22 protein-coding genes are annotated in these 22,621 nt (G+C 72.4%); 12 read left to right on the top strand and 10 right to left on the bottom strand.

Annotation, left to right across the window (positions count from 1 at the left end; genetic code table 11):
• Positions 1-304 precede the first annotated feature (304 nt).
• Positions 305-1,684 (top strand): aminotransferase class V-fold PLP-dependent enzyme, encoded by a 1,380-nt coding sequence (locus ABZ915_RS45825; protein ID WP_361816492.1) that lies wholly within the window; start codon positions 305-307, stop codon positions 1,682-1,684.
• A gap of 15 nt (positions 1,685-1,699) precedes the next feature.
• Here the strand turns inward: ABZ915_RS45825 and ABZ915_RS45820 are convergent, their stop codons facing one another.
• Positions 1,700-2,674 (bottom strand): carbohydrate kinase family protein, encoded by a 975-nt coding sequence (locus ABZ915_RS45820; protein ID WP_361816489.1) that lies wholly within the window; start codon positions 2,672-2,674, stop codon positions 1,700-1,702.
• A gap of 149 nt (positions 2,675-2,823) precedes the next feature.
• Between ABZ915_RS45820 and ABZ915_RS45815 the strand changes: the two genes are divergently transcribed.
• Positions 2,824-3,033: a hypothetical protein gene (locus ABZ915_RS45815; RefSeq protein ID WP_361816486.1), complete on the top strand. Its 210-nt coding sequence runs from the start codon at positions 2,824-2,826 to the stop codon at positions 3,031-3,033.
• Between the two features lie 101 nt (positions 3,034-3,134).
• Positions 3,135-5,033, top strand: coding sequence for a hypothetical protein (locus ABZ915_RS45810; RefSeq protein WP_361816483.1), 1,899 nt, complete (start codon positions 3,135-3,137; stop codon positions 5,031-5,033).
• Between the two features lie 83 nt (positions 5,034-5,116).
• Here the strand turns inward: ABZ915_RS45810 and erpA are convergent, their stop codons facing one another.
• On the bottom strand, positions 5,117-5,473 hold the full coding sequence (gene erpA / locus ABZ915_RS45805) for an iron-sulfur cluster insertion protein ErpA (RefSeq protein ID WP_361816480.1): 357 nt from the start codon (positions 5,471-5,473) through the stop codon (positions 5,117-5,119).
• A gap of 264 nt (positions 5,474-5,737) precedes the next feature.
• Here erpA and nadA point away from each other — a divergent pair, with 264 nt between their 5' ends.
• Positions 5,738-6,934, top strand: a complete 1,197-nt coding sequence (gene nadA, locus ABZ915_RS45800; protein ID WP_361816477.1) for a quinolinate synthase NadA — start codon at positions 5,738-5,740, stop codon at positions 6,932-6,934.
• 62 nt (positions 6,935-6,996) lie between these two features.
• Here the strand turns inward: nadA and ABZ915_RS45795 are convergent, their stop codons facing one another.
• The 5 genes from ABZ915_RS45795 to ABZ915_RS45775 form a co-directional block, all read right to left on the bottom strand.
• The gene (locus ABZ915_RS45795; RefSeq protein ID WP_361816474.1) at positions 6,997-7,545 is read right to left on the bottom strand and encodes a DUF1062 domain-containing protein; all 549 of its coding nucleotides are present in this window, start codon (positions 7,543-7,545) and stop codon (positions 6,997-6,999) included.
• 266 nt (positions 7,546-7,811) lie between these two features.
• Positions 7,812-8,495 carry a response regulator transcription factor gene (locus tag ABZ915_RS45790; protein WP_361816471.1) on the bottom strand — a complete coding sequence of 228 codons (684 nt, stop codon included), beginning with the start codon at positions 8,493-8,495 and terminating at the stop codon, positions 7,812-7,814.
• Positions 8,492-9,712 carry a sensor histidine kinase gene (locus tag ABZ915_RS45785; RefSeq protein WP_361816468.1) on the bottom strand — a complete coding sequence of 407 codons (1,221 nt, stop codon included), beginning with the start codon at positions 9,710-9,712 and terminating at the stop codon, positions 8,492-8,494. Before ABZ915_RS45785 ends, ABZ915_RS45790 begins: the two co-directional genes overlap by 4 nt.
• Before the next feature lie 24 nt (positions 9,713-9,736).
• The gene (locus ABZ915_RS45780; RefSeq protein WP_361816596.1) at positions 9,737-10,015 is read right to left on the bottom strand and encodes a hypothetical protein; all 279 of its coding nucleotides are present in this window, start codon (positions 10,013-10,015) and stop codon (positions 9,737-9,739) included.
• 43 nt (positions 10,016-10,058) lie between these two features.
• The gene (locus ABZ915_RS45775; RefSeq protein ID WP_361816465.1) at positions 10,059-10,850 is read right to left on the bottom strand and encodes a PspA/IM30 family protein; all 792 of its coding nucleotides are present in this window, start codon (positions 10,848-10,850) and stop codon (positions 10,059-10,061) included.
• A gap of 256 nt (positions 10,851-11,106) precedes the next feature.
• On the opposite strand from ABZ915_RS45775, the gene ABZ915_RS45770 reads away from it, so the two are divergent.
• Both ABZ915_RS45770 and ABZ915_RS45765 read left to right on the top strand, forming a co-directional pair.
• Positions 11,107-11,733, top strand: a complete 627-nt coding sequence (locus tag ABZ915_RS45770; protein WP_361816462.1) for a DUF3043 domain-containing protein — start codon at positions 11,107-11,109, stop codon at positions 11,731-11,733.
• An 83-nt stretch (positions 11,734-11,816) separates the two neighbouring features.
• On the top strand, positions 11,817-12,518 hold the full coding sequence (locus ABZ915_RS45765; protein WP_361816459.1) for a methyltransferase domain-containing protein: 702 nt from the start codon (positions 11,817-11,819) through the stop codon (positions 12,516-12,518).
• A gap of 72 nt (positions 12,519-12,590) precedes the next feature.
• Here the strand turns inward: ABZ915_RS45765 and ABZ915_RS45760 are convergent, their stop codons facing one another.
• Positions 12,591-12,803 (bottom strand): hypothetical protein, encoded by a 213-nt coding sequence (locus ABZ915_RS45760; protein WP_361816456.1) that lies wholly within the window; start codon positions 12,801-12,803, stop codon positions 12,591-12,593.
• 205 nt (positions 12,804-13,008) lie between these two features.
• Between ABZ915_RS45760 and ABZ915_RS45755 the strand changes: the two genes are divergently transcribed.
• The gene (locus ABZ915_RS45755) at positions 13,009-14,217 is read left to right on the top strand and encodes a bifunctional adenosylcobinamide kinase/adenosylcobinamide-phosphate guanylyltransferase (protein WP_361816454.1); all 1,209 of its coding nucleotides are present in this window, start codon (positions 13,009-13,011) and stop codon (positions 14,215-14,217) included.
• Between the two features lie 21 nt (positions 14,218-14,238).
• On the opposite strand, the gene ABZ915_RS45750 is transcribed toward ABZ915_RS45755, so the two are convergent.
• Positions 14,239-15,321: a class I SAM-dependent methyltransferase gene (locus tag ABZ915_RS45750; RefSeq protein ID WP_361816451.1), complete on the bottom strand. Its 1,083-nt coding sequence runs from the start codon at positions 15,319-15,321 to the stop codon at positions 14,239-14,241.
• 133 nt (positions 15,322-15,454) lie between these two features.
• On the opposite strand from ABZ915_RS45750, the gene cobT reads away from it, so the two are divergent.
• From cobT to ABZ915_RS45735, 3 genes are all read left to right on the top strand, one after another.
• Positions 15,455-16,618, top strand: coding sequence for a nicotinate-nucleotide--dimethylbenzimidazole phosphoribosyltransferase (gene cobT / locus ABZ915_RS45745; RefSeq protein WP_361816448.1), 1,164 nt, complete (start codon positions 15,455-15,457; stop codon positions 16,616-16,618).
• Positions 16,619-16,685: 67 nt separating this feature from the next.
• Positions 16,686-18,482, top strand: coding sequence for a phosphatidylglycerol lysyltransferase domain-containing protein (locus ABZ915_RS45740; protein ID WP_361816445.1), 1,797 nt, complete (start codon positions 16,686-16,688; stop codon positions 18,480-18,482).
• Positions 18,479-19,183 carry a hypothetical protein gene (locus ABZ915_RS45735; RefSeq protein WP_361816442.1) on the top strand — a complete coding sequence of 235 codons (705 nt, stop codon included), beginning with the start codon at positions 18,479-18,481 and terminating at the stop codon, positions 19,181-19,183. The genes ABZ915_RS45740 and ABZ915_RS45735 overlap by 4 nt, the downstream gene beginning before the upstream one ends.
• Here ABZ915_RS45735 and ABZ915_RS45730 read toward each other — a convergent pair.
• The gene (locus ABZ915_RS45730; RefSeq protein ID WP_361816439.1) at positions 19,123-19,890 is read right to left on the bottom strand and encodes a hypothetical protein; all 768 of its coding nucleotides are present in this window, start codon (positions 19,888-19,890) and stop codon (positions 19,123-19,125) included. The genes ABZ915_RS45735 and ABZ915_RS45730 overlap by 61 nt on opposite strands.
• Before the next feature lie 60 nt (positions 19,891-19,950).
• Here ABZ915_RS45730 and ABZ915_RS45725 point away from each other — a divergent pair, with 60 nt between their 5' ends.
• Positions 19,951-20,757 carry an adenosylcobinamide-GDP ribazoletransferase gene (locus ABZ915_RS45725; protein ID WP_361816436.1) on the top strand — a complete coding sequence of 269 codons (807 nt, stop codon included), beginning with the start codon at positions 19,951-19,953 and terminating at the stop codon, positions 20,755-20,757.
• A 250-nt stretch (positions 20,758-21,007) separates the two neighbouring features.
• A partial coding sequence (locus ABZ915_RS45720) for a leucyl aminopeptidase (RefSeq protein WP_361816433.1) occupies positions 21,008-22,621 on the top strand: 1,614 nt, incomplete at its 3' end.

Raw genomic sequence — 22,621 nt, 5'->3', positions numbered from 1 at the left:
CTTCCCGAGAGTCTCGCCCGCGCTGGTTGGCTGCGGCCTTCTCGCTGGTCGGTCGCCGCCCTGCGTCGGGCAGGGGTTTGATGTTTATGCGGACCAAACCCTACTGGACGCCTTCCGGCGGGTCGCGGGGAGGGGGGCATACGCGCCGCGGGTCGGGCCGAAGGGGTGGATTGGGCTGTGTTGCGGGTTTTGAGCGCCTAGTAGCTCGGGGGGTTGGGGTTCGCGGGCGGGTGCGGGTGGTTCGTGGTTTCTCGCGCAGTTCCCCGCGCCCCTGTAATGCTCACGGAAGTCTTAACGTTGCCGTGTGGCTTACTTTGACGCCGCCTCTGGCGCTCCCCTGCATCCCGTTGCCCGGCAGGCTCTGGTGGCCTCGCTCGATGAGGGGTGGGCTGATCCTGCTCGGCTCTACCGGGAAGGGCGGCGCGCTCGGATGCTGTTGGACGCGGCTCGGGAGGCTGCCGCCGAGGCTGTTGGTTGCCGGGTGGGCGAGCTGACGTTCAGCTCCTCCGGGACCCGGGCCGTGCACAGCGGGATCGCGGGGGCGCTGGCGGGGCGGCGGCGGGTCGGGCGTCACCTGATCGTGTCATCCGTCGAGCACTCTTCGGTGCTCCATTCGGCGGACACGCATGAAGCGGACGGCGGCACGGTCTCGCAGGTCGCCGTGGGCCGTACGGGCGCGGTGGCCGTCGACTCGTACCGGGACGCCCTCCGGACCGACACCGCGCTCGCCTGTCTCCAGTCGGCCAACCACGAGGTGGGGACCGTGCAGCCGGTGGCGGAGGTGGCCGAGGTGTGCCGGGCGGCGGGCGTGCCGCTGCTGGTGGACGCGGCGCAGTCGCTGGGGTGGGGGCGGGTCGAGGGTGACTGGTCGCTGCTGACGGCGAGTGCGCACAAGTGGGGCGGGCCGTCGGGGGTCGGGCTGCTGGTGGTCCGCAAGGGGGTGCGGTTCGCGCCGCAAGGGCCGGTGGACGAGCGGGAGTCGGGACGGGCGTCCGGCTTCGAGAACCTCCCGGCGATCGTGGCCGCGGTGGCCTCGCTGCGGGCGGTGCGGGCGGAGGCCGCCCAGGAGGAGGCACGGCTGCGGGAGCTGACGCGGCGGATCCGCGCGCGGGTGGCGGAGTCGGTGCCGGACGTGGAGGTGGTGGGCGATCCGGAGCGGCGGCTGCCCGGGATCGTCACCTTCTCCTGTCTCTATGTCGACGGGGAGACCCTGCTGCACGAGTTGGACCGGGCCGACTTCTCCGTCTCCTCCGGGTCGTCCTGTACGAGCAGCACTCTGACGCCCAGCCATGTGCTCAAGGCGATGGGGGTGCTGAGCGAGGGCAACGTCCGGGTGTCGCTGCCGCCGGGCACCGCCGAGGACGAGGTCGAGCGGTTCCTGTCGGTGCTGCCGGGTGTGGTGGCGGGGGTGCGGGAGAAGCTCGGCGCGCCGGTGCCCGCCGCGGCGGTCGTACGGCCCGACGAGGTGGTCGTCGACTCGCTCGGCAAGCGCTGCCCGATCCCGGTCATCGAGCTGGCGAAGGTCATCGGGGACGTGCCGGTGGGCGGCACGGTCCGGGTCCTCTCCGACGACGAGGCGGCCCGGCTGGACATCCCGGCGTGGTGCGAGATGCGCGGGCAGGAGTACGTAGGTGAGGAGCCGGCGGACCACGGTTCGGCGTACGTGGTCCGCCGTATCGCCTGACTACGTATCGCCTGACTACGCGAGGTGCCGCTGGACCTCGGCGGCGGCCTCGTGGCCGTAGGCCTTGGTGAAGCGGTCCATGAAGTGGGCGCGGCGCAGCTGGTACTCCTGGGTGCCGACCGTCTCGATGACCAGGGTGGCGAGCATGCAGCCGACCTGGGCGGCGCGCTCCAGGGAGACGCCCCAGGCGAGGCCGGAGAGGAAGCCCGCGCGGAAGGCGTCGCCGACACCGGTGGGGTCGGCCTTGCGCTCCTCCTCCGGGCAGCCGACCTCGACCGGGTCCTCACCGGCCCGTTCGATGCGGACGCCCTGGGCGCCGAGCGTGGTGACCCGGTGGCCGACCTTGCCGAGGATCTCCTCGTCGCTCCAGCCCGTCTTGGACTCGATGAGGCCCTTCTCGTACTCGTTGGAGAACAGGTACGTCGCCCCGTCCAGCAGTATCCGGATCTCCTCGCCGTCCATGCGGGCGATCTGCTGGGAGAAGTCGGCGGCGAACGGGATGTTCCGCGAGCGGCACTCCTCGGTGTGGCGGAGCATCCCCTCGGGGTCGTCGGCGCCGATCAGGACCAGGTCCAGGCCGCCGACGCGGTCCGCGACGGTCTTGAGCTCGATCAGCCGGGCCTCGCTCATGGCGCCGGTGTAGAAGGAGCCGATCTGGTTGTGGTCGGTGTCGGTGGTGCACACGAAGCGGGCGGTGTGCAGGGTCTCGGAGATGCGCACCGACTCGGTGTCCACGCCGTGCCGCTCCAGCCAGGCGCGGTACTCGTCGAAGTCGAAGCCCGCGGCGCCGACCAGAACGGGCCGGGTGCCGAGCTGTCCCATGCCGAAGGCGATGTTCGCGCCGACGCCGCCGCGGCGGACGTCGAGGTTGTCGACCAGGAAGGAGAGGGAGACCGTGTGCAGCTGGTCCGCGACCAGCTGGTCGGCGAAGCGGCCGGGGAAGGTCATGAGGTGGTCGGTGGCGATGGAGCCGGTGACTGCGATGCGCACGGCGAGGATTCTCCTGAGGGAGGCGGTTTGACAGTTCACGCTACCCGGTCCGGTCGTTCACGCCACCAGTTCCGGCCGAGGTGCGAGAGCGGGAAAACTACCCGATAGTAGATCTTTATCCGCTGTCTTCACATGCTTACGGTGCCGCTATGACGAACCTCAAGGTCCACGCCCCCACTCAGGCCGACCTCGACGGCGACCTGGCGTCGCTGCGCGGTGACTGCGCCCGGATGGCTCCGCACTGGACGGTGGCACACCGGGACTCCTCCGTCCCGGTACCCCCGTCGCTGATCCACGGCGTGACCGTCCCCAAGGCCTCCGCGCGACTGCTGGACGCCATGTCGGACTACGGCGACTGATTCATCCGGTCCGTTCGAGGGAACCGCTCGCTCCCCCGCCGCGTCCCATCGCCGTCCCCCGTGGAGGGGATGCGGGATACGACCCAGCAAGGAGCGATGCGGTGAACACCGAGCGACCCGACAACGACGACGCGGCGGCGGGCACCGGCGGGGAAGCCTCGGCGGAGAACCGGATTCCGGAGCCTGGGGCCACGCCCGAGCACGAGGCCGAGGAGAAGGCCGCGCCCGAAGCTCCCGAGGCTCCCGAGGCGGCGGGCGCGGAGCCGGAAGCCTCGCCCGAGCCGGAGACCGTGCCCGCGCGGGCGGAAGCCGTATCCGAGCAGCCGGAAGCAACGTCCGAAGCGGCGGCGGAGCCGGAGGCCGTGACCGAGGCCGTGCCCGAGCCGGAAGCCGCGCCCCAGCTGGAGGCCTCGCCCGAGCCGGAAGCCGCGCCGCAGCCAGAAGCCTCGCCCGCGCCCGCCGCCGAACCAGCCGTCGTGGCCGAGGTGGCCGAGGTGGCCGAGGTGGCCGAGGTGGCCGAGGTGGCCGACGACGAGGTTCCCCGGGACGGGGACCACGGCGAGGCCGATGACGAACGGCCCGCCCGTCGCCGCTCCCCCGCGGTCATCGCCTCCGTCGCCGCCGCAGTGCTGCTGGTCGGGGGTGGTGGGGCGTACCTCGCGGCCACCGCGAGCGGCGCCACGGGCGGCGGTACGGGGTCCGCGGCCTCCGGCGGCACTCCCCCGCCCCTCACCCTGGACGGCTCCTCGGAGGGCATCGCGCCCGGTGAGCCCAACCCGTACGGCGTCACCTACAAGGCCGGCGGCACCCTGCCCGACGGCCCCGGTTCGGCGCCGGTGTACCTGGCCGGCGGCGAGGTCAGCAAGGACGAGGTGGCCCGGCTGGCGAAGGCGCTGGGCGTCGACGGCACGCCGGTGGCCGAGGGGCAGATCTGGCGGGTCGGCTCCGGGAAGGACGGATCGGGGCCGAGTCTCCAGGTCGACAAGGAGGCGCCGGGCACCTGGACGTTCAGCCGGTACGCGCCCGGCACCGACAACTGCAAGAAGATCACCGTCTGCACGCAGGATCCCGCCAACCCGGCCACCGACGGGGTGAGCGAGTCGGCCGCGAAGAAGGCGGCGGCGCCGGTGCTGAAGGCGGTCGGCCAGGACGACGCCAAGGTGGACGCGAGCCAGGTCATGGGCGCCCAGCGGGTGGTGAACGCCGACCCGGTGGTGGGCGGGCTGCCCACCTACGGCTGGACGACCGGTCTGACCGTCGACAAGCAGGGCCAGGTGGTCGGCGGCCACGGTGAGCTGAAGGCGCCGGTGAAGGGGGACACGTATCCCGTCCTGGGCGCCGAGAAGGCGCTGGGCCTGATGAACGCCGCGCCCGGTACCGACCACCGGATGGGCATCGGCGGTTGCGCCGCTCCCGTACCGCAGAAGGACCGGCTGGAGCAGCCGTGCGGATCGGTGTCGGGATCGGCCGCGCCGACGCCGACGCGGGAGACGATCACCGTGCAGAAGGCGGTGTTCGGGCTGGCCGCGCACTCCGTCGACGGCCGGCAGGCGCTGGTGCCGTCCTGGTTGTTCCAGGCGCGGGGAACGGCGGACGCCTTCACGGTGACGTATCCGGCCGTGGACCCGAAGTACCTGGCGTCGCCGGACACCAACCAGTCGGGCGCGCCGTCGGGTGCTCCGTCGGGCACGTCGTCGGCGTCACCGGCCGAGAAGCCCGTGACGGTGACCGGCTACAGCGTCGCGGACGACGACCTGACCGTGACGTTCGAGGGCGGGGTGTGCGCCGACTACAAGGCGTCGGCCGCCGAGGACTCCGGCAAGGTGACGGTCACGGTGACCGAGAAGCCCTGGCCGAACAAGATCTGCGTGATGATGGCCAAGGTCTACCACCGGACCGTGCACCTGGAGAAGCCGCTCGGCGACCGGAAGGTGGTCGGCTCGAACGGCCAGGAGATCCAGAAGGAGCGCCCGGGCGCCCGCCTGCCGAAGTCGTCGTAGGCCCTGAGTGAGACGCGCGAAGGCGGCGGCCCCGTCGGAGGGGGTCGCCGCCTTCGTGTTGTGCGCTGTGTCCGTCGCGCGGCTCAGCTGAAGGAGTCGCCGCAGGCGCAGGAGCCGGTCGCGTTCGGGTTGTCGATCGTGAAGCCCTGCTTCTCGATCGTGTCCACGAAGTCGACGGTGGCGCCGACCAGGTACGGGGCGCTCATCCGGTCGGTGACCACCTTGACGCCGTCGAAGTCCTTCTCGACGTCGCCGTCGAGCGAGCGCTCGTCGAAGAAGAGCTGGTAGCGCAGGCCGGAGCAGCCGCCGGGCTGGACGGCGACGCGCAGCGCGAGGTCGTCACGGCCTTCCTGGTCGAGCAGGGCCTTGACCTTCGACGCGGCGGCTTCGGTCAGGATGATGCCGTCGGTGACGGTGCTGGTCTCGTCCGATACGGACATCTACATCTCTCCCGGGTTGTACGGAGACTGCTTGCCGACGGTTGCAACCGGCGGGGCCGCGGATTCATTCCGGGCCGAGCGTTTGTCTTGTCGTTCCCTTCTCATGCTCGCACATGCGCCTGGAAGCGGAAAACGCCTCACCGGCGGCTGACCGGGATTCACGTCACATCGACGCAATGACCATCGTCAAAGTGACGTGAAGCGGGTTATGATAGATAGCGTCAGTTCGACGAAAAGTAGAGAAAACCAGAAAGGGTGCGTGCCGTGACCACCGCCCAGACCCCGGAGCTCGACGTACAGCCGTCTCCGCTCGCCCTGCTGCTGCTCGGCCGTGAGGCCGACCCGAAGAGCGAGCGGGGCGTCGAGTGCCCCGGTGACCTGCCCTCGCCGTCCGACCCCGACCTGGTCGAGCGCGCCCGCGCCGCCAAGGCGAAGCTCGGCGACAAGGTCTTCGTGCTCGGCCACCACTACCAGCGCGACGAGGTCATCCAGTTCGCCGATGTCACGGGCGACTCCTTCAAGCTGGCCCGGGACGCGGCCGCACGCCCGGAGGCCGAGTACATCGTCTTCTGCGGTGTGCACTTCATGGCCGAGTCGGCCGACATCCTCACCTCCGACGACCAGAAGGTCGTCCTGCCCGACCTCGCCGCCGGCTGCTCCATGGCCGACATGGCGACGGCCGAGCAGGTCGCGGAGTGCTGGGACGTCCTGACGGAGGCCGGCGTCGCCGAGCAGGTGGTGCCCGTCTCGTACATGAACTCCTCCGCTGACATCAAGGCGTTCACCGGCAAGCACGGCGGCACCATCTGCACGTCGTCGAACGCGAAGCGCGCGCTCGACTGGGCCTTCGAGCAGGGGGAGCCCTCGGCAACAAAGGTCCTCTTCCTGCCGGACCAGCACCTCGGCCGCAACACCGCCGTCCGCGACATGGGCATGTCCCTGGACGACTGCGTGGTCTACAACCCGCACAAGCCGAACGGCGGCCTGACCGCCGACGAGCTGCGCGCCGCCAAGATGATCCTGTGGCGCGGCCACTGCTCGGTCCACGGCCGCTTCAGCCTCGACTCGGTGAACGACGTGCGCGCCCGCATCCCCGGCGTCAACGTCCTCGTCCACCCCGAGTGCAAGCACGAGGTCGTGGCCGCGGCCGACTACGTCGGCTCGACGGAGTACATCATCAAGGCCCTGGAGGCCGCCCCGGCCGGCTCCAAGTGGGCCATCGGCACGGAGCTGAACCTGGTCCGGCGCCTGGCGAACCGCTTCGCGCCCGAGGGCAAGGAGATCGTCTTCCTCGACAAGACGGTCTGCTTCTGCTCGACCATGAACCGCATCGACCTCCCCCACCTGGTCTGGGCCCTGGAGTCCCTCGCCGAGGGCAACCTCGTCAACCGCATCGAGGTCGACAAGGAGACGGAGACCTTCGCCAAGCTGGCCCTGGAGCGGATGCTGGCACTGCCGTAGCCTCCGGCTGCTCGCCTGTGCTGGGAGATGCCCCTTCCTGGATGGAAGGGGCATCTTCGGGTTCAGCGCTTGAGCGTGAAGGTGAAGTCGCCGGAGAGCTTGCCGCTCAGCCGCACCGCCGAGACGAGCTTCCCCTCCGCGATCAGTCTCTCGACCTCGGCCCGTGAAAGACCGCAGCCTTCAGCGATCAGTCGCACCGGCCGGACGGGGATCCGCGCCGCGAAGCGGACCGATACGTCGAGCACCTCGCGGTCGAGGTGGTCCGGTCCGCCGGTGTCGAGGCACCAGGCGCCGTCCCAGTCGAGGGCGATGCGATTACGGCGCCGCACGACCGGGTCCTGGAGCAGCTCAGCTGCCAGGCCCGGGTCGTTGTCATGCATCCGGTCCAGCAGTTCAGGCCGTACGGAGCGCACGTTCGCGCGCTCCAGGACCGTGAGCTTCGTGGTGTCCCCGCAAGCGGTACAGAGCGCGAGGAGCCAGGCGTCGATGAGCTTGTGGTTCGCGTTGACGCGGAACTTACCGCTCGTCAGGAAGCGCTCGGACGCGCACGCGTGGCAACGACGGAGAACGAGCGGCAGGCAGGTGGGCATGACCACCCAGATGTTGAGCACAGAAGTACACCGGTTTCAGTGAGAAATCCGCAGCAAAAAGCAGCGCGGCGCAGATGCGCGACGCGCGACCGATCAGCTCTCGGGAGGTCTCACAGGGTGTACAACGGCACGTCCTTCACTCGACGACTCGGTTCGGCAGCACGCTAACGGCGCGCAACTGCGCCGCACCACTGGTTTACGGCGGGGCAGGACCTACCCTCCCAACCGCACCCCCCGTGGGACGCGTTCGTCGCCTCGCTCAAGCGCTGAAGAGCAACGAAGGGCCGTCACTCCGCCCGCGGCCGCACCAGCCCCGACTCATAAGCGATCACCACGAGCTGTGCCCGATCCCGGGCCCCCAGCTTGGCCATGGCCCGGTTCACGTGGGTCTTCACGGTCAGCGGGCTGACCTCCAGCCGTTCCGCGATCTCGTCGTTGGAGTGACCACCGGCGACCTGCACCAGCACCTCCCGCTCCCGCCCGGTGAGCGCCGCGAGGCGTTGCGCGCGGGCCGGGTCGTGGTCGTCGTCGGCCCCGTCGCCCTGGGCGAGGAAGCGGGCGATGAGGCCCTTGGTGGCCGTCGGGGAGAGCAGGGCCTCTCCCTCGGCGGCCACCCGGATGGCGTTGAGGAGTTCCTCCGGTTCGCTGCCCTTGCCCAGGAAGCCGGAGGCACCTGCCCGCAGTGCCTGCACCACGTAGTCGTCGACCTCGAAGGTCGTGAGGATGACGACCCGGACATGCGTCAGCCCAGGGTCCGCGCTGATCAGCCGGGTGGCCGCCAGCCCGTCCGTGCCCGGCATGCGGATGTCCATCAGCACGACGTCGGCCCGGTGGTGAGAGGCCAGCCGCACGGCTTCCGCGCCGTCCGACGCCTCCCCGACCACCTCCATGTCCGGCTCGGAGTCGACGAGCACTCTGAAGGCGCTGCGCAGCAGTGCCTGGTCGTCGGCGAGCAGGACGCGGATGGTCATGCGGAGTCTCCCGGGGCGGCGGTGCTGGTCTTGATCGGCAGGATGGCATGGACGCGGAATCCGCCGCCGTAGCGGGGGCCGGTGGTGAGGGTGCCGCGCAGGGCGGTGACGCGCTCGCGCATGCCGAGCAGGCCGTGGCCGCCGCCCGGCTGGGGTTCCTCCTGGCCGGGGTGGCCGTCGTCCAGCACCGTGACCTCGATGTTGGGGCCCACACGGACCACGCTGACCTCGGCCTTGGCGTCGTTGCCCGCGTGCTTCTGCACGTTGGTGAGGGCTTCCTGGATGATGCGGTACGCGGCCAGGTCGACGGCGGCGGGCAGTTCGGTGCCCTGGTCGGCGCGGGCGACCTCGACCGGGAGACCGGCGTTGCGGAAGGTGTCGGCGAGGTCCTCCAGGCCGCTGAGGCCGGGGGCGGGTTCGGTGGGGGCCTTCGGGTCGCCGGACTGGCGGAGCAGGCCGACGGTGGCGCGGAGTTCGTTGAGGGCGGAGCGGCTGGCCTCGCGTACGTGGGCCAGGGCCTCCTTCGCCTGGTCGGGGCGCTTGTCCATGACGTGGGCGGCGACTCCGGCCTGCACGTTGACCAGGGCGATGTGGTGGGCGACGACGTCGTGCAGGTCGCGGGCGATGCGCAGGCGTTCCTCGGCGACCCGGCGGCGGGCCTCCTCCTCGCGGGTGCGCTCGGCGCGCTCGGCGCGTTCGCGGATGGCCTGGACGACCGCGCGGCGGCTGCGGACGGCGTCTCCGGCGGTGGCGCCGATGCCGGTCCAGGCGAGGATGGCGAGGTTGTCCTGGGCGTACCAGGGCAGGGGGCCGGCGAGCATGGCGGCGCCGGTCAGCACGGTCATGGTGAGCAGGCCCGCGCGCCAGGTGGTGGCGCGGTCGGTGGTCGAGGCGACGGTGTAGAGGGCGACCACGGCGGACATCGCGACCGGGGCGCGGGGGTCGCCGGTGATGGATTCGATCACGGAGACGGTGCCGGTGACGGCGAGGACCGCCTTGGGGGCGCTGCGGCGGAAGACGAGGGCCGCGGCGCCGATCGTGATGAGCAGCAGGCTGAGCGGGTCGGGGCTGCGGACGCCCCAGGCGATGTCGTTCTGGTCCTGCGGGGTCACGAAGGACCCCACGACCATGCAGATCAGCACGCCCGCCGCGAGTGCCGCGTCCAGGGCGAGGGGGTGTGCCTGGAGGCGGCATCTGGCGCGGTCGAGGGTGCTCACGTCTGAACAGTACGGACAGTCCGGTCAGCCGGGAATCAGGCCGTCGGCGCTCAGCAGTTCCCGGACCTCCTCCAGTGTCGCGTCGGGTGACGGGAGGATGAGGTCGGAGGGGTCCAGGGAGTCGTCGGGGACGGGCTCGCCGAGGTCGCGGACCTTGGTGAGGAGGGCCTGGAGGGTGCGGCGGAAGCCGGGGCCGTCGCCGATCTCCATCTCGGCCAGAAGCTCGTCGTCGAGCTTGTTCAGTTCGGTGAGGTGGCTGTCCGCCAGCCTCACCTGCCCCTCCCCCATGATCCGTACGATCATGTCGGCCATGTCGCCCTCCAGGCTGTGGCTGTCGGCGCTCGGGCTACTGCTTGTCGAAGCGCGGGGTGTCCTGCGGCTGCTGCTGGGACTGCGCGTGGCCGGTGCCGCCCTCGATCGCCTGCTGGGGCGCGCCTCCGGCGAGCTCGGCCTTCATGCGCTGGAGTTCCAGCTCCACATCCGTACCACCGGAGAGCCGGTCCAGCTCGGCGGCGATGTCGTCCTTGGCCGTGCCGGTGGGGTCGTCGAGGGCGCCCGAGGCGAGGAGCTCGTCGATGGCGCCGGCCCGGGCCTGGAGCTGCTGGGTCTTGTCCTCGGCGCGCTGGATGGCCAGGCCGACGTCGCCCATCTCCTCGGAGATGCCGGTGAAGGCCTCGCCGATGCGGGTCTGCGCCTGGGCGGCGGTGTAGGTGGCCTTGATGGTCTCCTTCTTCGTACGGAAGGCGTCGACCTTGGCCTGGAGCCGCTGGGCCGCGAGGGTGAGCTTCTCCTCCTCGCCCTGGAGGGTGGTGTGCTGCGTCTCCAGGTCCGTCACCTGCTGCTGGAGCGCGGCGCGGCGGGAGAGCGCCTCACGGGCCAGGTCCTCGCGGCCGAGCGCGAGCGCCTTGCGGCCCTGGTCCTCCAGCTTGGTCGACTGCGACTGGAGCTGGTTGAGCTGGAGCTCCAGGCGCTTGCGGGAGGTGGCCACGTCGGCGACGCCGCGGCGGACCTTCTGGAGCAGCTCCAGCTGCTTCTGGTACGAGTAATCGAGGGTCTCGCGCGGGTCCTCGGCCCGGTCAAGGGCCTTGTTCGCCTTCGCGCGGAAGATCATCCCCATACGCTTCATGACACCGCTCATGGGCTTCGCGCGCCCCCTTCTGACGGACTCCAGCTCACAGATCCTGCGACAGAACCCACAGTACGGGCCCTGCATCCATTACCGCACTGTTCGGGGACGGATGCGCTCATCCCCAAGGACGACTGCGTACGGCTCCGCTCCGGCGTAGGGAGTAGGTGGCTCCCGGGGTGCCCCTGAGTGGACCGTCCGCGACGTCCCCTGTGTCCCCCTAGAGACGAATGGTGTTGCCGGATCGTTCCCCACGAGGCTGGGGTCCATGCCCCGGCACCCCGTACCCTTGGGTTTTGTGTTCCGTAGCCGTGCCAAGGAAGAGAAGGTCCCCACCGACAAGGTGGCGCTGACCGACTCCAAGCAGCCCCGTGACCCGCAGGCCCCGAAGGGCAGGCCCACGCCCAAGCGCAGTGAGGCCCAGTCCCAGCGCCGCAGCGTCGCCAGTACTCCGACGAACCGCAAGGAGGCCGCCAAGCGGCAGCGTGAGGAGCGCCGCGTCCAGATGGAGCGGCAGCGCCAGGCGCTGGCGAGCGGTGACGAGCGGTATCTGCCGGCCCGTGACAAGGGCCCGGTCCGCCGGTTCGCGCGCGAATGGGTCGACTCGCGGTTCAACGTGGCGGAGTTCTTCCTGCCGCTGGCCGTGGTCATCCTGGTGCTGAGCGTGGTGCGGGTGCCGGCGCTCCAGACCGTCGCGTTGCTGCTGTGGCTGATCGTGATCGTCCTGATCGTGCTGGACTCGATCCTCAGCGGATTCCGGCTCAGGAAGCGGCTGGGTGAGCGCTTCCCGGACCAGAACCGTAAGGGCGCGGTGGCCTACGCCCTCATGCGTTCTCTCCAGATGCGCCGGCTCCGGCTGCCGAAGCCGCAGGTCAAGCGCGGAGAGCGGCCCTGAGCACGGACGCCTTCCAGGGGGGTGCGGCGGATGCGTGGCTCAGCAAGCTGGGCGGGCTGCGGGACGTCGTACGGCAGGAGCTGGTGGCCCGGCAGCTCGACGAGCAGATAGCCGGGCGGTTCCCGGTCGGGCAGCGGCTGCGGGTGCTCGACGTGGGAATGGGCCAGGGCACGCAGGCGCTGCGGCTGGCCCGGGCCGGGCACCAGGTGACCGGCGTCGAGCAGGACACGACGATGATCTCGGCGGCGCGCGAGGCGCTCTCCGGTCAGCCCGAGGGGATCCGCGAGCGGATGCGGATCGTCCAGGGTGACGGGCGGGACACGGGGGTGCACTTCCTGCCGGGCAGTTTCGACGTGGTGCTGTGCCACGGGGTGCTGATGTACGTCGAGGAGCCCGATCCGCTGGTGGCGGGGCTGGCCCGGATGCTCGCCCCGGGCGGGCTGCTGTCGCTGCTGGTGCGCAACGGCGACGCGCTGGCCCTGCGGCCGGGACTGTCCGGGGACTGGGCGGGCGCGCTGGCCGCGTTCGACACGACCTCCTACCGCAACCGGCTCGGCCTCGACGTCCGGGCGGACCGGCTCGGCACGCTGACGTCCACCCTCGCCGGGATCGGGGCGCCGCTGCACGCCTGGTACGGCGTGCGGGTCTTCACGGACACGGCGGCGGACGGCACGGAGATCCCGGCCGACGTGGAGACGTTGCTGGCCGCCGAGGAGCGGGCCGGGCGGACGGACCCGTACCGCGGGGTCGCGGCACTGCTGCACCTGTGCGGGGTACGGGGCTGAGCGGGGGCTGAAACGAGGAGGGGGGCGGGCGAGTGCCCGGCACGGCGCCCGCCGCACCCCCCTCCGGGGCGTTCAGGACTCGTCGGCGTGCAGGCTCATCGGGCCGTAGATCTCCGAGGTGTCCTCGAACAGCCGGACCTGGTCCGCGCCGCCCTCCAGCAGGGCCTTGTAGTGCTCCCCGACCCAGGACTCGGCATCCCCTTGCGTGGTGAACTCCTCGGGCTGGACCGCGGGCTGGACCTCCGTCCCGTCGGTCTTCTCGAACCGCCACGTCCAAGCCACCATGTACGCCTCCCTGGTGCGACCACATGCAGACCGAAAGCCGGATCTTGGTCCGGCTCCTGCTCCGAGCCTAGGGCCTGTCCGGCGGATCATGCCCCAGACGCGGGGCCTGCGTCGATGAGGCCCCGCACCTTTCCTGCGGCCTGGTCCGCCGGACAGGCCGCTGCCGGACGCGCAAGAGCTCCGGCGACAAGCGAAAATCGAGTCCGTGGAACTGACTCTGCTCGGCACCGGTGCCCCCGCGGGACTGCCCCGCCCCGACTGTCCCTGCGCGGCCTGCGCCGCCGCGCTCGGGCCGGACGCGCGGGCGGCCACCGCGCTGCTCGTCGACGGGGTGCTGCTGCTCGATCTGACGCCCGGCGCGGCGTTCGCGGCGGCCCGGGCGGGTCGTTCGCTGGGCGGGGTACGGCAGGTGGTGCTGTCTCATCCGCACGACGGACCGGCGGTCGAGGTGCCGGCCGGGCTGCCGCAACCCGTGCGGGTGCCGGATGGACGGGAGTTGACGCTGCTGACGGGGCATCGGGTGCGGGCGCTGGCGATGGACGCGGGCGGCACCGGGTACGCGGTGACCGGGCCGGACGGTCAGCGGCTGCTGTATCTGCCGCCGGGCGGCGCGCCCGCCGGGCTGGAGAGCGGGGCGGCGCGGGGCCCGGCGTACGACATGGTGCTCACGGACGTCGTGGGGCGGCCGGACGCGCTGGCCAGGCTGCGGGCGGTGGGCGCGGTGGGGCCGACCACGGATGTCGTCGCCGTCCACCTCGACCACGACGTGTCGCCGGGGCCGGAGTTGCGGCGCCGGCTGGCGGCCGCGGGGGCGCGGGCGGTGCCGGACGGGACGACGCTGGTGGTGGGGGTGTACGAGCACGTGCCCGACGTGCCGCGGCGGACGCTGGTGCTGGGGGGTGCGCGGTCGGGGAAGTCGGTGGAGGCCGAACGGCGGCTCGAGGCCTTCCCCGACGTGCTGTACGTGGCGACGGGCGGGGCGCGGAACGGGGACACGGAGTGGGCGGCGCGGGTGGCCGCGCACCGGGACCGGCGGCCGGGTTCGTGGCGTACGACGGAGACGTGCGACCTCGTGCCGTTGCTCGCGGAGGACGGGCCGCCGCTGCTGATCGACTGTCTGTCGTTGTGGCTGACGGACGCGATGGACTCGGTCGGGGCGTGGGACGACGCGGAGTGGGCGTCCGGTGGGGAGCGGGCGTTGCGGAAGCGGGTACGGGAGTTGGCCGCGGCGGTGCGGGCGGCCCGGCGGACCGTGGTGGCGGTGTCGAACGAGGTGGGGTCGGGGATCGTGCCGGCGACCGCCTCCGGGCGGCGGTACCGCGATGAGCTGGGGCGGCTGAACGCGGCGTTCGCGGCCGAGTGCGAACAGGTGCTGCTGGTGGTGGCGGGGCAGGCCCTGGTGCTGCGGGGGTAGGGCACCGGCCCCCGGCGGGGCCTACGGTCTGTCCTTGCGGGCGATGACGCGGTACGCGTTCGAGAAGCGGGTGCGGCTTAGGAGGGGGGCCAGGGCGCGGTCCAGGAGGGCTGCCGCGTCGGCCAGGGGACTGGTGGCTCCCAGGAGCAGCGCGCGGAGCATCTGTTGGAGTTCGGTCGGCGGGGTCGTCCGCCACGGGGCGTCCGGGGCCGGGAAGGCCTGGCTCAGGGCGAGGGCGACGGCGGCCGAGAGGTCGTACGGGACGTGCGGGGCCCTGCGGTCCGTCAGGAGGACCGTGCAGCCGCGGGACTCCAGTTCCGCGCGGAGGTTGGCCAGGGGCACCAGATGGAGGCGGCGGGGCTGGCCCTGGGGCAGCCACCACTTGCCCAGCAGGACGGCGAAGACGCTGCGCGGGTCGGCCGCCTCCACCAGCAGATGCCCACCGGGGCGCAGCGCGGCGAGCGCGGCGTGGAGTTCGGCCCGCGGGTCGAGGGTGTGCTCCAGGTGGTGGAACAAGCTGACGACGTCGTAGCGGGAGCGCAGGCGGGCGAGGACGCCGGGCGTGGTGAGGTGGCCCCGGTGGGCCTCCTCGACCCATCCGGCCCGGCGGGCCTCCTCGACGCGGAGGGTGGTGTCGACCCCGTCGAAGGAGGTGTACGGGAAGAGTTCCCGCGCCGTCCGCGGGAAGTGGGCGCGGCCGGTGCCGACGTCCAGCCAGCTCTCCGGTTCGGGTTGCAGCGCCAGGACCGCGCGGGCCGCGTGCCGGTGGCGCCGTTCGCCGGAGTGGGCGGCGAGGAGGCGTTCCGCGAAGTCCTCCAGGTGCCCGTCGTGGATGTCCCCGTGGTGGAAGGCGAGCCCCTCGGGCGTGAGCAGGGGGTTCTGGAAGGCGTGCCCGCAGTCACGGCACTGGTCGAGGACGAACGTGCCCGGCTTGCGCTGGAGGAGGTCGGGGCTGCGCAGGCGGGTGCGCAGGCGTTTCGAGCGGCACCACGGGCAGTCCTCGCGGCGCGGTCCGGTGAACCGGTCGGTGCCCAGGGCCAGTTCGGCGGCGTACGAGGCCCGGTGCCGTTCGATGGCGGCCAGGGTGGGGGGCGAGGGCTGCATGGACGGCTCCCTGTGCGACATTCCGCTGCAAAGCGGAACGTATGGGATGCCGATCTTGGGTGCAAAGACATCGCGGCTGTGTGGTGGCGATGTGGCGCGGAACTGTTCGATCGCTGCCGGTACTGTTCGGCGAATGAGCTCGCTTAATCTCGACGACTTCACCGATCTGATCGAGCGTCCGGACGGGGGCGTGCGTCGTGACGCCGAGGCCCGCCGGGAGCGCCAGATCGTGCCGCCCGGGTCTCTGGGCCGCCTCGACGACCTGGGTGAGTGGCTGGCCGCCGCACAGGGGGCCGTGCCGGTGCGGCCGGTCGTACGGCCGCGGGTCGTGCTCTTCGCGGGTGACCACGGCATCGCCGAGCTGGGTGTCTCGGCCCACCCCGCGGGCACGGCCGATCAGCTGGTCCGGGCGGTCCTGGAGGGCGCGAGCCCGGCGGCGGTGCTCGCGCGCAGGCTCGGCGTCCCGGTGCGGGTCGTGGACATGGCCCTGGACTGCGAGCCGGAGTCACTGCCGGCGGAGGTCGTACGGCACCGGGTGCGGCGCGGCAGCGGACGTATCGACGTCGAGGACGCGCTGACCCTGGAGGAGGCCGAGGCGGCCTTCCGGGCGGGCATCGCCCTGGCCGACGAGGAGGCCGACTCCGGTACGGACCTGGTGGTGCTCGGCGATGTGAGCGTCGGCGGGACCACGGCGGCCTCCGTGCTGGTGGCCGCGCTGTGCGGGACGGACGCGTCGGTGGTGACCGGGCGGGGCGGCCGGGCGATCGACGACCTGGCGTGGATGCGCAAGTGCGCCGCCATCCGGGACGCGCTGCGCCGGGCGCGGCCGGTGCTCGGCGACCAGTTGCAGCTGCTGGCGACCGTGGGCGGGGCCGACCTCGCGGCGATGACCGGGTTCCTGTTGCAGGCCGCGGTGCGCAAGCTGCCGGTGATCCTGGACGGGGTCGTGGCGTCCGCCTGTGCGCTGGTCGGGCAACGGGTCGCGTTCCGGGCGCCGGACTGGTGGCTGGCCGGGCACGCCAGCGGGGAGCCGGGGCAGGCGAAGGCGCTGGACCGGATGGCCCTGGAGCCGCTGCTCGACCACGGGGTGACCGTCGGCGAGGGGGCCGGGGCGCTGCTCGCCCTGCCGCTGGTCCAGGCGGCGGCCGCGCTGGCGGCGGAGCTGCCCGAGCGGGAGCCGGAGGAGTCCGAGAAGCCCGCGGAATCCGAGGAGTCCGAGAAGTCCGGGGAATCCGGGGAGTCCGGGGAGTCCGGGACGAAGGAATCCGAGGGGCAGGAGCCCACGGAGACGGAGTAACCGGCAGGGAGGGCGGTGCGGCCGGAAAAGCGCGGTTCGCCGGAGCAGCGCCATATGATCCTCCCTTATGGGAGATGCCCGAATTGCCGCGGATCAGGAAGCCGCCGGGGACCGTCCGGGCGGGAGCGGGCGGCGGTCGACCGGGGCGTCCCGGCGGGCCGCCGCCTTCGCCGTCTGGTACCTGCGCGCCGTCGCCTTCATCAACTTCCTGAGCGCCGTGTGGGTCTCCCTGGGCCAGGACGTGCGGCGCCACAACCAGGAGAACCTCTTCACGCCGTACCTGCTGACGGCCGGCTTCGCCTCGGGCGTGTTCACGACGTTCCTGGCCATCACCATGCGGCGCCGCAAGCGGGCCGCGTGGATCCTGAACCTGGTGCTCAGCGGCCTGTTCCTGGCCCTGTTCGCGTTCGCCATGGCGTTCCCGGAGATCCAGCGGTACGCACAGAACTGGATCTCCCTGGTCCTCACGGCCGCCTTCGTGGGCGCGCTGCTGCTGGGACGCCGGGAGTTCTACGCCAAGGGTGACCGCTCCAACCCCCGGCTCGCCGTCATGGTCGCCGTCGGGGGCGGGCTCGTCGCCTCGCTGCTGGCCGCGCTGCTGGTCACGGCCGCCAACCAGGCCCCGGACGCCGCGAGGTCGACGTTCGCCGAGCGCTGGCACTACGGGACGCTGCGGCTGATCTCGGTCGCCGCCGACGAGACGCGGTTCCCGGGGATCTCCTCCCCGAACTGGGCCAACGTCGCCATCAACGTGATGAGCACGGTTCTGGTCCTGGCCGTGTTCTACGCCGCGTTCCGCTCCCGGCGCGCCGTCGACCCGATCACCGAGGACGACGAGAAGCGGCTGCGGGCGCTGCTGGACCGGCACGGCGAGCGGGACTCGCTCGGCTATTTCGCGCTGCGCCGGGAGAAGAGCGTGGTGTGGTCGCCGACCGGGAAGGCGGCGGTGGCCTACCGGGTGGTGGGCGGGGTGTCGCTGGCCTCCGGGGATCCGATCGGCGACCCGGAGGCGTGGCCGGGCGCGATCGTGCCGTGGCTGGCCCTGGCGCGCGAGCACGGCTGGATCCCGGCCGTGATGGGCACGAGCGAGGAGGCAGGCACCGTGTACGCGCGGCACGGGCTGGACGCGCTGGAGCTCGGTGACGAGGCGATCGTGGAGGTCGCCGAGTTCACGCTGGAGGGACGGGCCATGCGGACCGTCCGGCAGGCGTACAACCGGGTGAAGCGGGCCGGGTACGCGGTGCGCATCCGGCGGCACACGGACATCCCGGCCGAGGAGATGGCGTACCTCGTGCAGCGGGCGGACGACTGGCGCGACGGGGCGACCGAGCGCGGGTTCAGCATGGCGCTGGGCCGGCTCGGGGACCCGCGGGACGGGCAGTGCGTGATGCTCGAGTGCACGGACGCGCGGGGCGACCTGCGGGCGCTGCTGTCCTTCGTGCCCTGGGGTCCGCACGGGCTGTCCCTGGACCTCATGCGCCGCGACCGGGACTCCGACAACGGGCTGATGGAGTTCATGGTCATCGAGCTGCTGCGGCGGGCCGCCGAGATCGGGATCACTCAGGTGTCGCTCAACTTCGCCATGTTCCGTTCCGTCTTCGAACGTGGCGCACGCCTCGGCGCCGGGCCGGTGCTGAGGCTGTGGCGGTCACTGCTCAGCTTCTTCTCGCGCTGGTGGCAGATCGAGTCGCTGTACCGCGCCAACGCCAAGTACCGGCCCATCTGGGAGCCCAGGTTCCTGCTCTTCGAGAAGAGCGCGGACCTGCCGCGCATCGGCCTCGCGTCGGCGCGGGCGGAGGGGTTCCTGGAGGCACCCGGCTTGCCGAAGTGGCTGCATCGGAAGCACCTGGAGACGCACAGATGAGTTCGCTCGTCCGCTGGGCCCGCGCCGAATGGGGGACGGTGTACGCCACCGTGCGCGAGCCGTTGCGGGAGCGGCGCCTGCGGGCGATTCCGATGACGGCGGGGGTGGTGGGTCTGACGGCGCTGGTGCAGCTCGTGCAGAACCAGCCCTGGGGCTACCGGCCGGTGCAGGCCCTGGGGGCCGTACGGGCCGCGGACCCCCTGTGGCTGGCGTTGCTGCGGACTCCGCTGTCCCTGTTCGTGCCGGCGCTGGACCTGCCGGTGTGGGGGGCGCTCGCGCAGATCCTGTTCGTGTTCGGCATCGGCGAGATCTGCCTGGGTCGCCGGCAGACGCTGGCCATCGCGTACGTGGCCACGCTCGCCGGCACCTGGTACGCGCGCGTCGGCGTCGCCCTGGGCCCGCACCACCCCCTGGGCCTGCCGGTGACGGACGCCCAGGTCGTCGACACCGGCCCGTCGGCGGCCGTGGTGGGTCTCGCCGTGTACCTGGGCCGGCGGTACGGCGCCCATGTCACCGCGGGCGGCGTGGCCGCGGCGATGCTGGCCGAGGTCCTGGTCAAGGAGAACCTCGCGGGCAAGGAGCACCTGGCGGCCCTGGCGGGCGTGGGACTGCTGTGCGCGGCGGAGACCCTGCGGGAGCGTCAGCGCGGGCCCGTCGCCCTCGACGGCGTCGGGTCGGGTCTGCCGCCGATCCAGTCCTGAACGGCGAGTCCGGTACGCAGCCAACGGCGGTCGTGCCGGTAGGCGCGCAGCCAGGACCGGGCGCGGGCGCGGGCGCGGTGGCGGTAGAAGCGGCGGGCCCAGTACGAGCCGGGCCGGGCCAGGCGCACCGCGCCGACCAGTGCGACGAGCGGGACGATCACGCCGAAGACCGCGGTGCGGAGTTTGCCCTTGGTCAGGGCGACCAGGGAGAGGACGAAGTTGCCGGCGACCGTGGAGAGGACGGTGCCGCGGTCCTGGAGTTCGTCCCGGGAGAGGTCGTTCACGCCGAACGGGGAGAACCCGGCGAGGACCAGGCCGACGAGGGCGGCGGTGAGGACGACGGCCTCGACGCTCTTGCGGCCCTCCTCGGTCCAGTAGACGTCGTGGAGGTGCAGTATCAGCGCGAACTCGTCCAGGACGAGCCCCGCGCCGATGCCGAAGACGACCGCGAAGAACCCCCCGCCGAAGCCCTGCCGGCCGCTGGCGACGGCCCCGAAACCGCCGACGACCGTGAGGACGACACCGGGCACCACGTGGTGGATGTGCAGCCCGCCCGCCCCCGTGACATTGCCGAACGGCCCTTTGCCCGCCCGGATCATGCGGGTGATGACGCGGGTGATCACGAAGGTGAGGACGAAGGCGCCGAGGGCGAGGAGCAGCGGGAGTTTGCCCGGCTCGACGACGTTCCGCCACCACCAATGTCCCATATGCGCACTTTAGTCTCGGGGTCCGTCAGGGCCCGGCCGGTCGCCCGATAGCCTGCGCCGGTGCCCGAGCCCTCTGCGACCTCCTCCCCCGCCCCCTGGCCGGACGGCCTGCGCTTCGCCTTCGGCACCCTCACCGTCCTCCCGGTCCGGGTCACCCGCTGGGACCGGGCGGCGGCCCGCGGCGGCATGCTGTGCGCGCCGCTGGCCGGCCTGGTGGTCGGCGCGTGCGCGGCCGCGCTCGGCGTGCTGCTGCTCCGGCTCGGTGCCGGCCCGCTGCTCGCCGCCGTCGCCACCGTCGCCGTGCCCGCCGCGCTGACCCGGGGCCTGCACCTCGACGGGCTGGCCGACACCGCGGACGGGCTGGGCAGCGGCAAGCCCGCCGAGGACGCGCTGCGGATCATGAAGCAGTCGGACATCGGGCCGTTCGGCGTGCTCACGCTGGTGCTCGTACTCCTGGCCCAAGTGGCCGCACTGGCCCAGGCGTTCGGCGGCTCCTGGGCCCGGGGCGCGCTCGCCGCCGTCGTCTCGGCGACGGCCGCCCGGCTGGCGCTGACCCTCGCCGCCCGCGACGGGGTGCCGGCCGCCCGGCCGGAGGGGCTGGGGGCGGCGGTCGCCGGGGTGGTGCCCACGGGCGGCGCGCTGGCCGTCGCGGTCGCGGTGGTGGCGGCGGCCGGGGCCGGGGGCGCCTGCCTCGGCGCGTACGACACCGTCCGCGCCGCCCTCGCCGTGGTGGCCGCCGTGGCGGTCGCCGAACTCCTGCTGCGCCACTGCACACGCCGCTTCGGCGGGGTCACCGGCGACGTGTTCGGGGGGCTGGCGGAAACCGCGGCGACGACGGCCCTCGTGGTCCTCAGCCTGGGCCGCTAGGTGTGCTGATCGGACAGGTCCCAGCCCTTCCGCGGCGAGCGGATCGCGCACCGGGACGCGGCGGGTGGACGGCGCCAGGAATGAGCGAACGCGGCGACGCGCGTAGGCTCGTCCCGGGTGTTCGCCGACATGTGAAGGCCCCGGTCGCAACGCGCCACCCGGCCGGATCTAGGGTGGTCGCTTCCCGGGCCCGGTCGACCCACCCGCATCGGCCGAAGAAACTTCACATCGGAAGCGAGAATTCACCACCGTGACTGCTCTCACTCTCAGCACCGCCGCGGCGCCCGGCCTCCGGGCCGACGCGATCGTGATCGGTGTCGCCAAGGGCACTGCGCCTAAGTCTGGGAACCTCGTCGTCGCACCGGGCGCCGAGGCCGTGGACAAGGCGTACGACGGCAAGCTCGCCGGCGTCCTGGAGACCCTCGGTGCCTCGGGTGCCGAGGGCGAGCTGACGAAGCTGCCCGCCCCGGCCGGCTTCAAGACGCCGCTCGTCGTGGCGGTCGGCCTGGGGGCGGAGCCGGTCAAGGACGCCTGGTACGACGCCGAGGCGCTGCGCCGGGCCGCCGGTGTGGCCGCCCGCGCCCTCGGCGGGGCCAAGAAGGCCGCCTTCGCACTGCCCGTCGGCGACAGCGGCGACATCGGCGCGATCGCGGAGGGCGTGCTGCTCGGCGCGTACTCCTTCGACGCGTACAAGGACAACGGCAAGGACGACCGCTCCGCGAAGGCGAAGAACGGCAAGGGCCCGCTCGCCGAGGCCGCGCTGCTCGGCGGCAAGCCGCGGGACGCGGCCCACAAGGGCGCCGTGGCGCGTGCCGTCGCCGTCACGGAGGAGCTCAACCGGGCCCGTGACCTGATCAACATGCCGCCGAACGACCTCACCCCCCAGGCGTTCGCCCAGGTCGCGCAGACCGCGGCCAAGGAGCACGGCCTCAAGGTGCAGGTGCTCGACGACAAGGCCCTGGCCAGGGGCGGCTACGGCGGCATCCTGGGCGTCGGCGGCGGCTCGGCGGCGACGCCCCGCCTGGTGAAGCTGTCGTACACGAACTCCAAGGCGAAGAAGCACCTGGCCCTCGTCGGCAAGGGCATCACCTACGACTCGGGCGGCATCTCCCTCAAGCCCGCCGGTCACAACGAGACGATGAAGTGCGACATGAGCGGTGCCGCCGCCGTGTTCGCCGCCGTCGTCGCCGCCGCCCGGCTGGGCCTGGAGGTCAACGTCACCGGCTGGCTGGCGCTCGCCGAGAACATGCCCTCGGGCACCGCGGTCCGCCCGGGAGACGTGCTGCGCATGTACAGCGGCAAGACCGTCGAGGTCCTCAACACCGACGCCGAGGGCCGCCTCGTCCTCGCCGACGCGCTGTGGGCGGCCTCGCTGGAGAAGCCGGACGCGATCGTCGACGTGGCGACGCTGACCGGTGCGATGGTGCTGGCGCTGGGCAGCCGCACCTTCGGTGTCATGGCCAACGACGACGCGTTCCGCACGGCGATCGTCGAGGCCGCCGACGAGGTCGGCGAGCCGTCCTGGCCGATGCCGCTGCCGGAGCACCTGCGCAAGGGCATGGACTCCCCCACCGCGGACATCGCCAACATGGGCGAGCGGATGGGCGGCGGCCTGGTCGCCGGCCTCTTCCTGCGCGAGTTCGTCGGCGACGGCATCACCTGGGCCCACCTCGACATCGCCGGCCCGGCCTTCAACGAGCAGGGCCCCTTCGGCTACACGCCCAAGGGCGGCACGGGCTCGGGCGTGCGGACGCTGGTGCGGCTTGCCGAGCTGACCGCCGCGGGCACCACCCGTACCGGCTGCCACGCCTTGGTGGCGAGCATCTCGCGGTACTGCTCGGGCAGCTCGTCCAGCCGGTTCTCG

It is taken from the genome of Streptomyces sp. NPDC046915, assembly GCF_040644935.1.
Taxonomy (GTDB): Bacteria; Actinomycetota; Actinomycetes; order Streptomycetales; family Streptomycetaceae; genus Streptomyces.
This window is presented reverse-complemented; position numbering and strand designations above follow the sequence as displayed.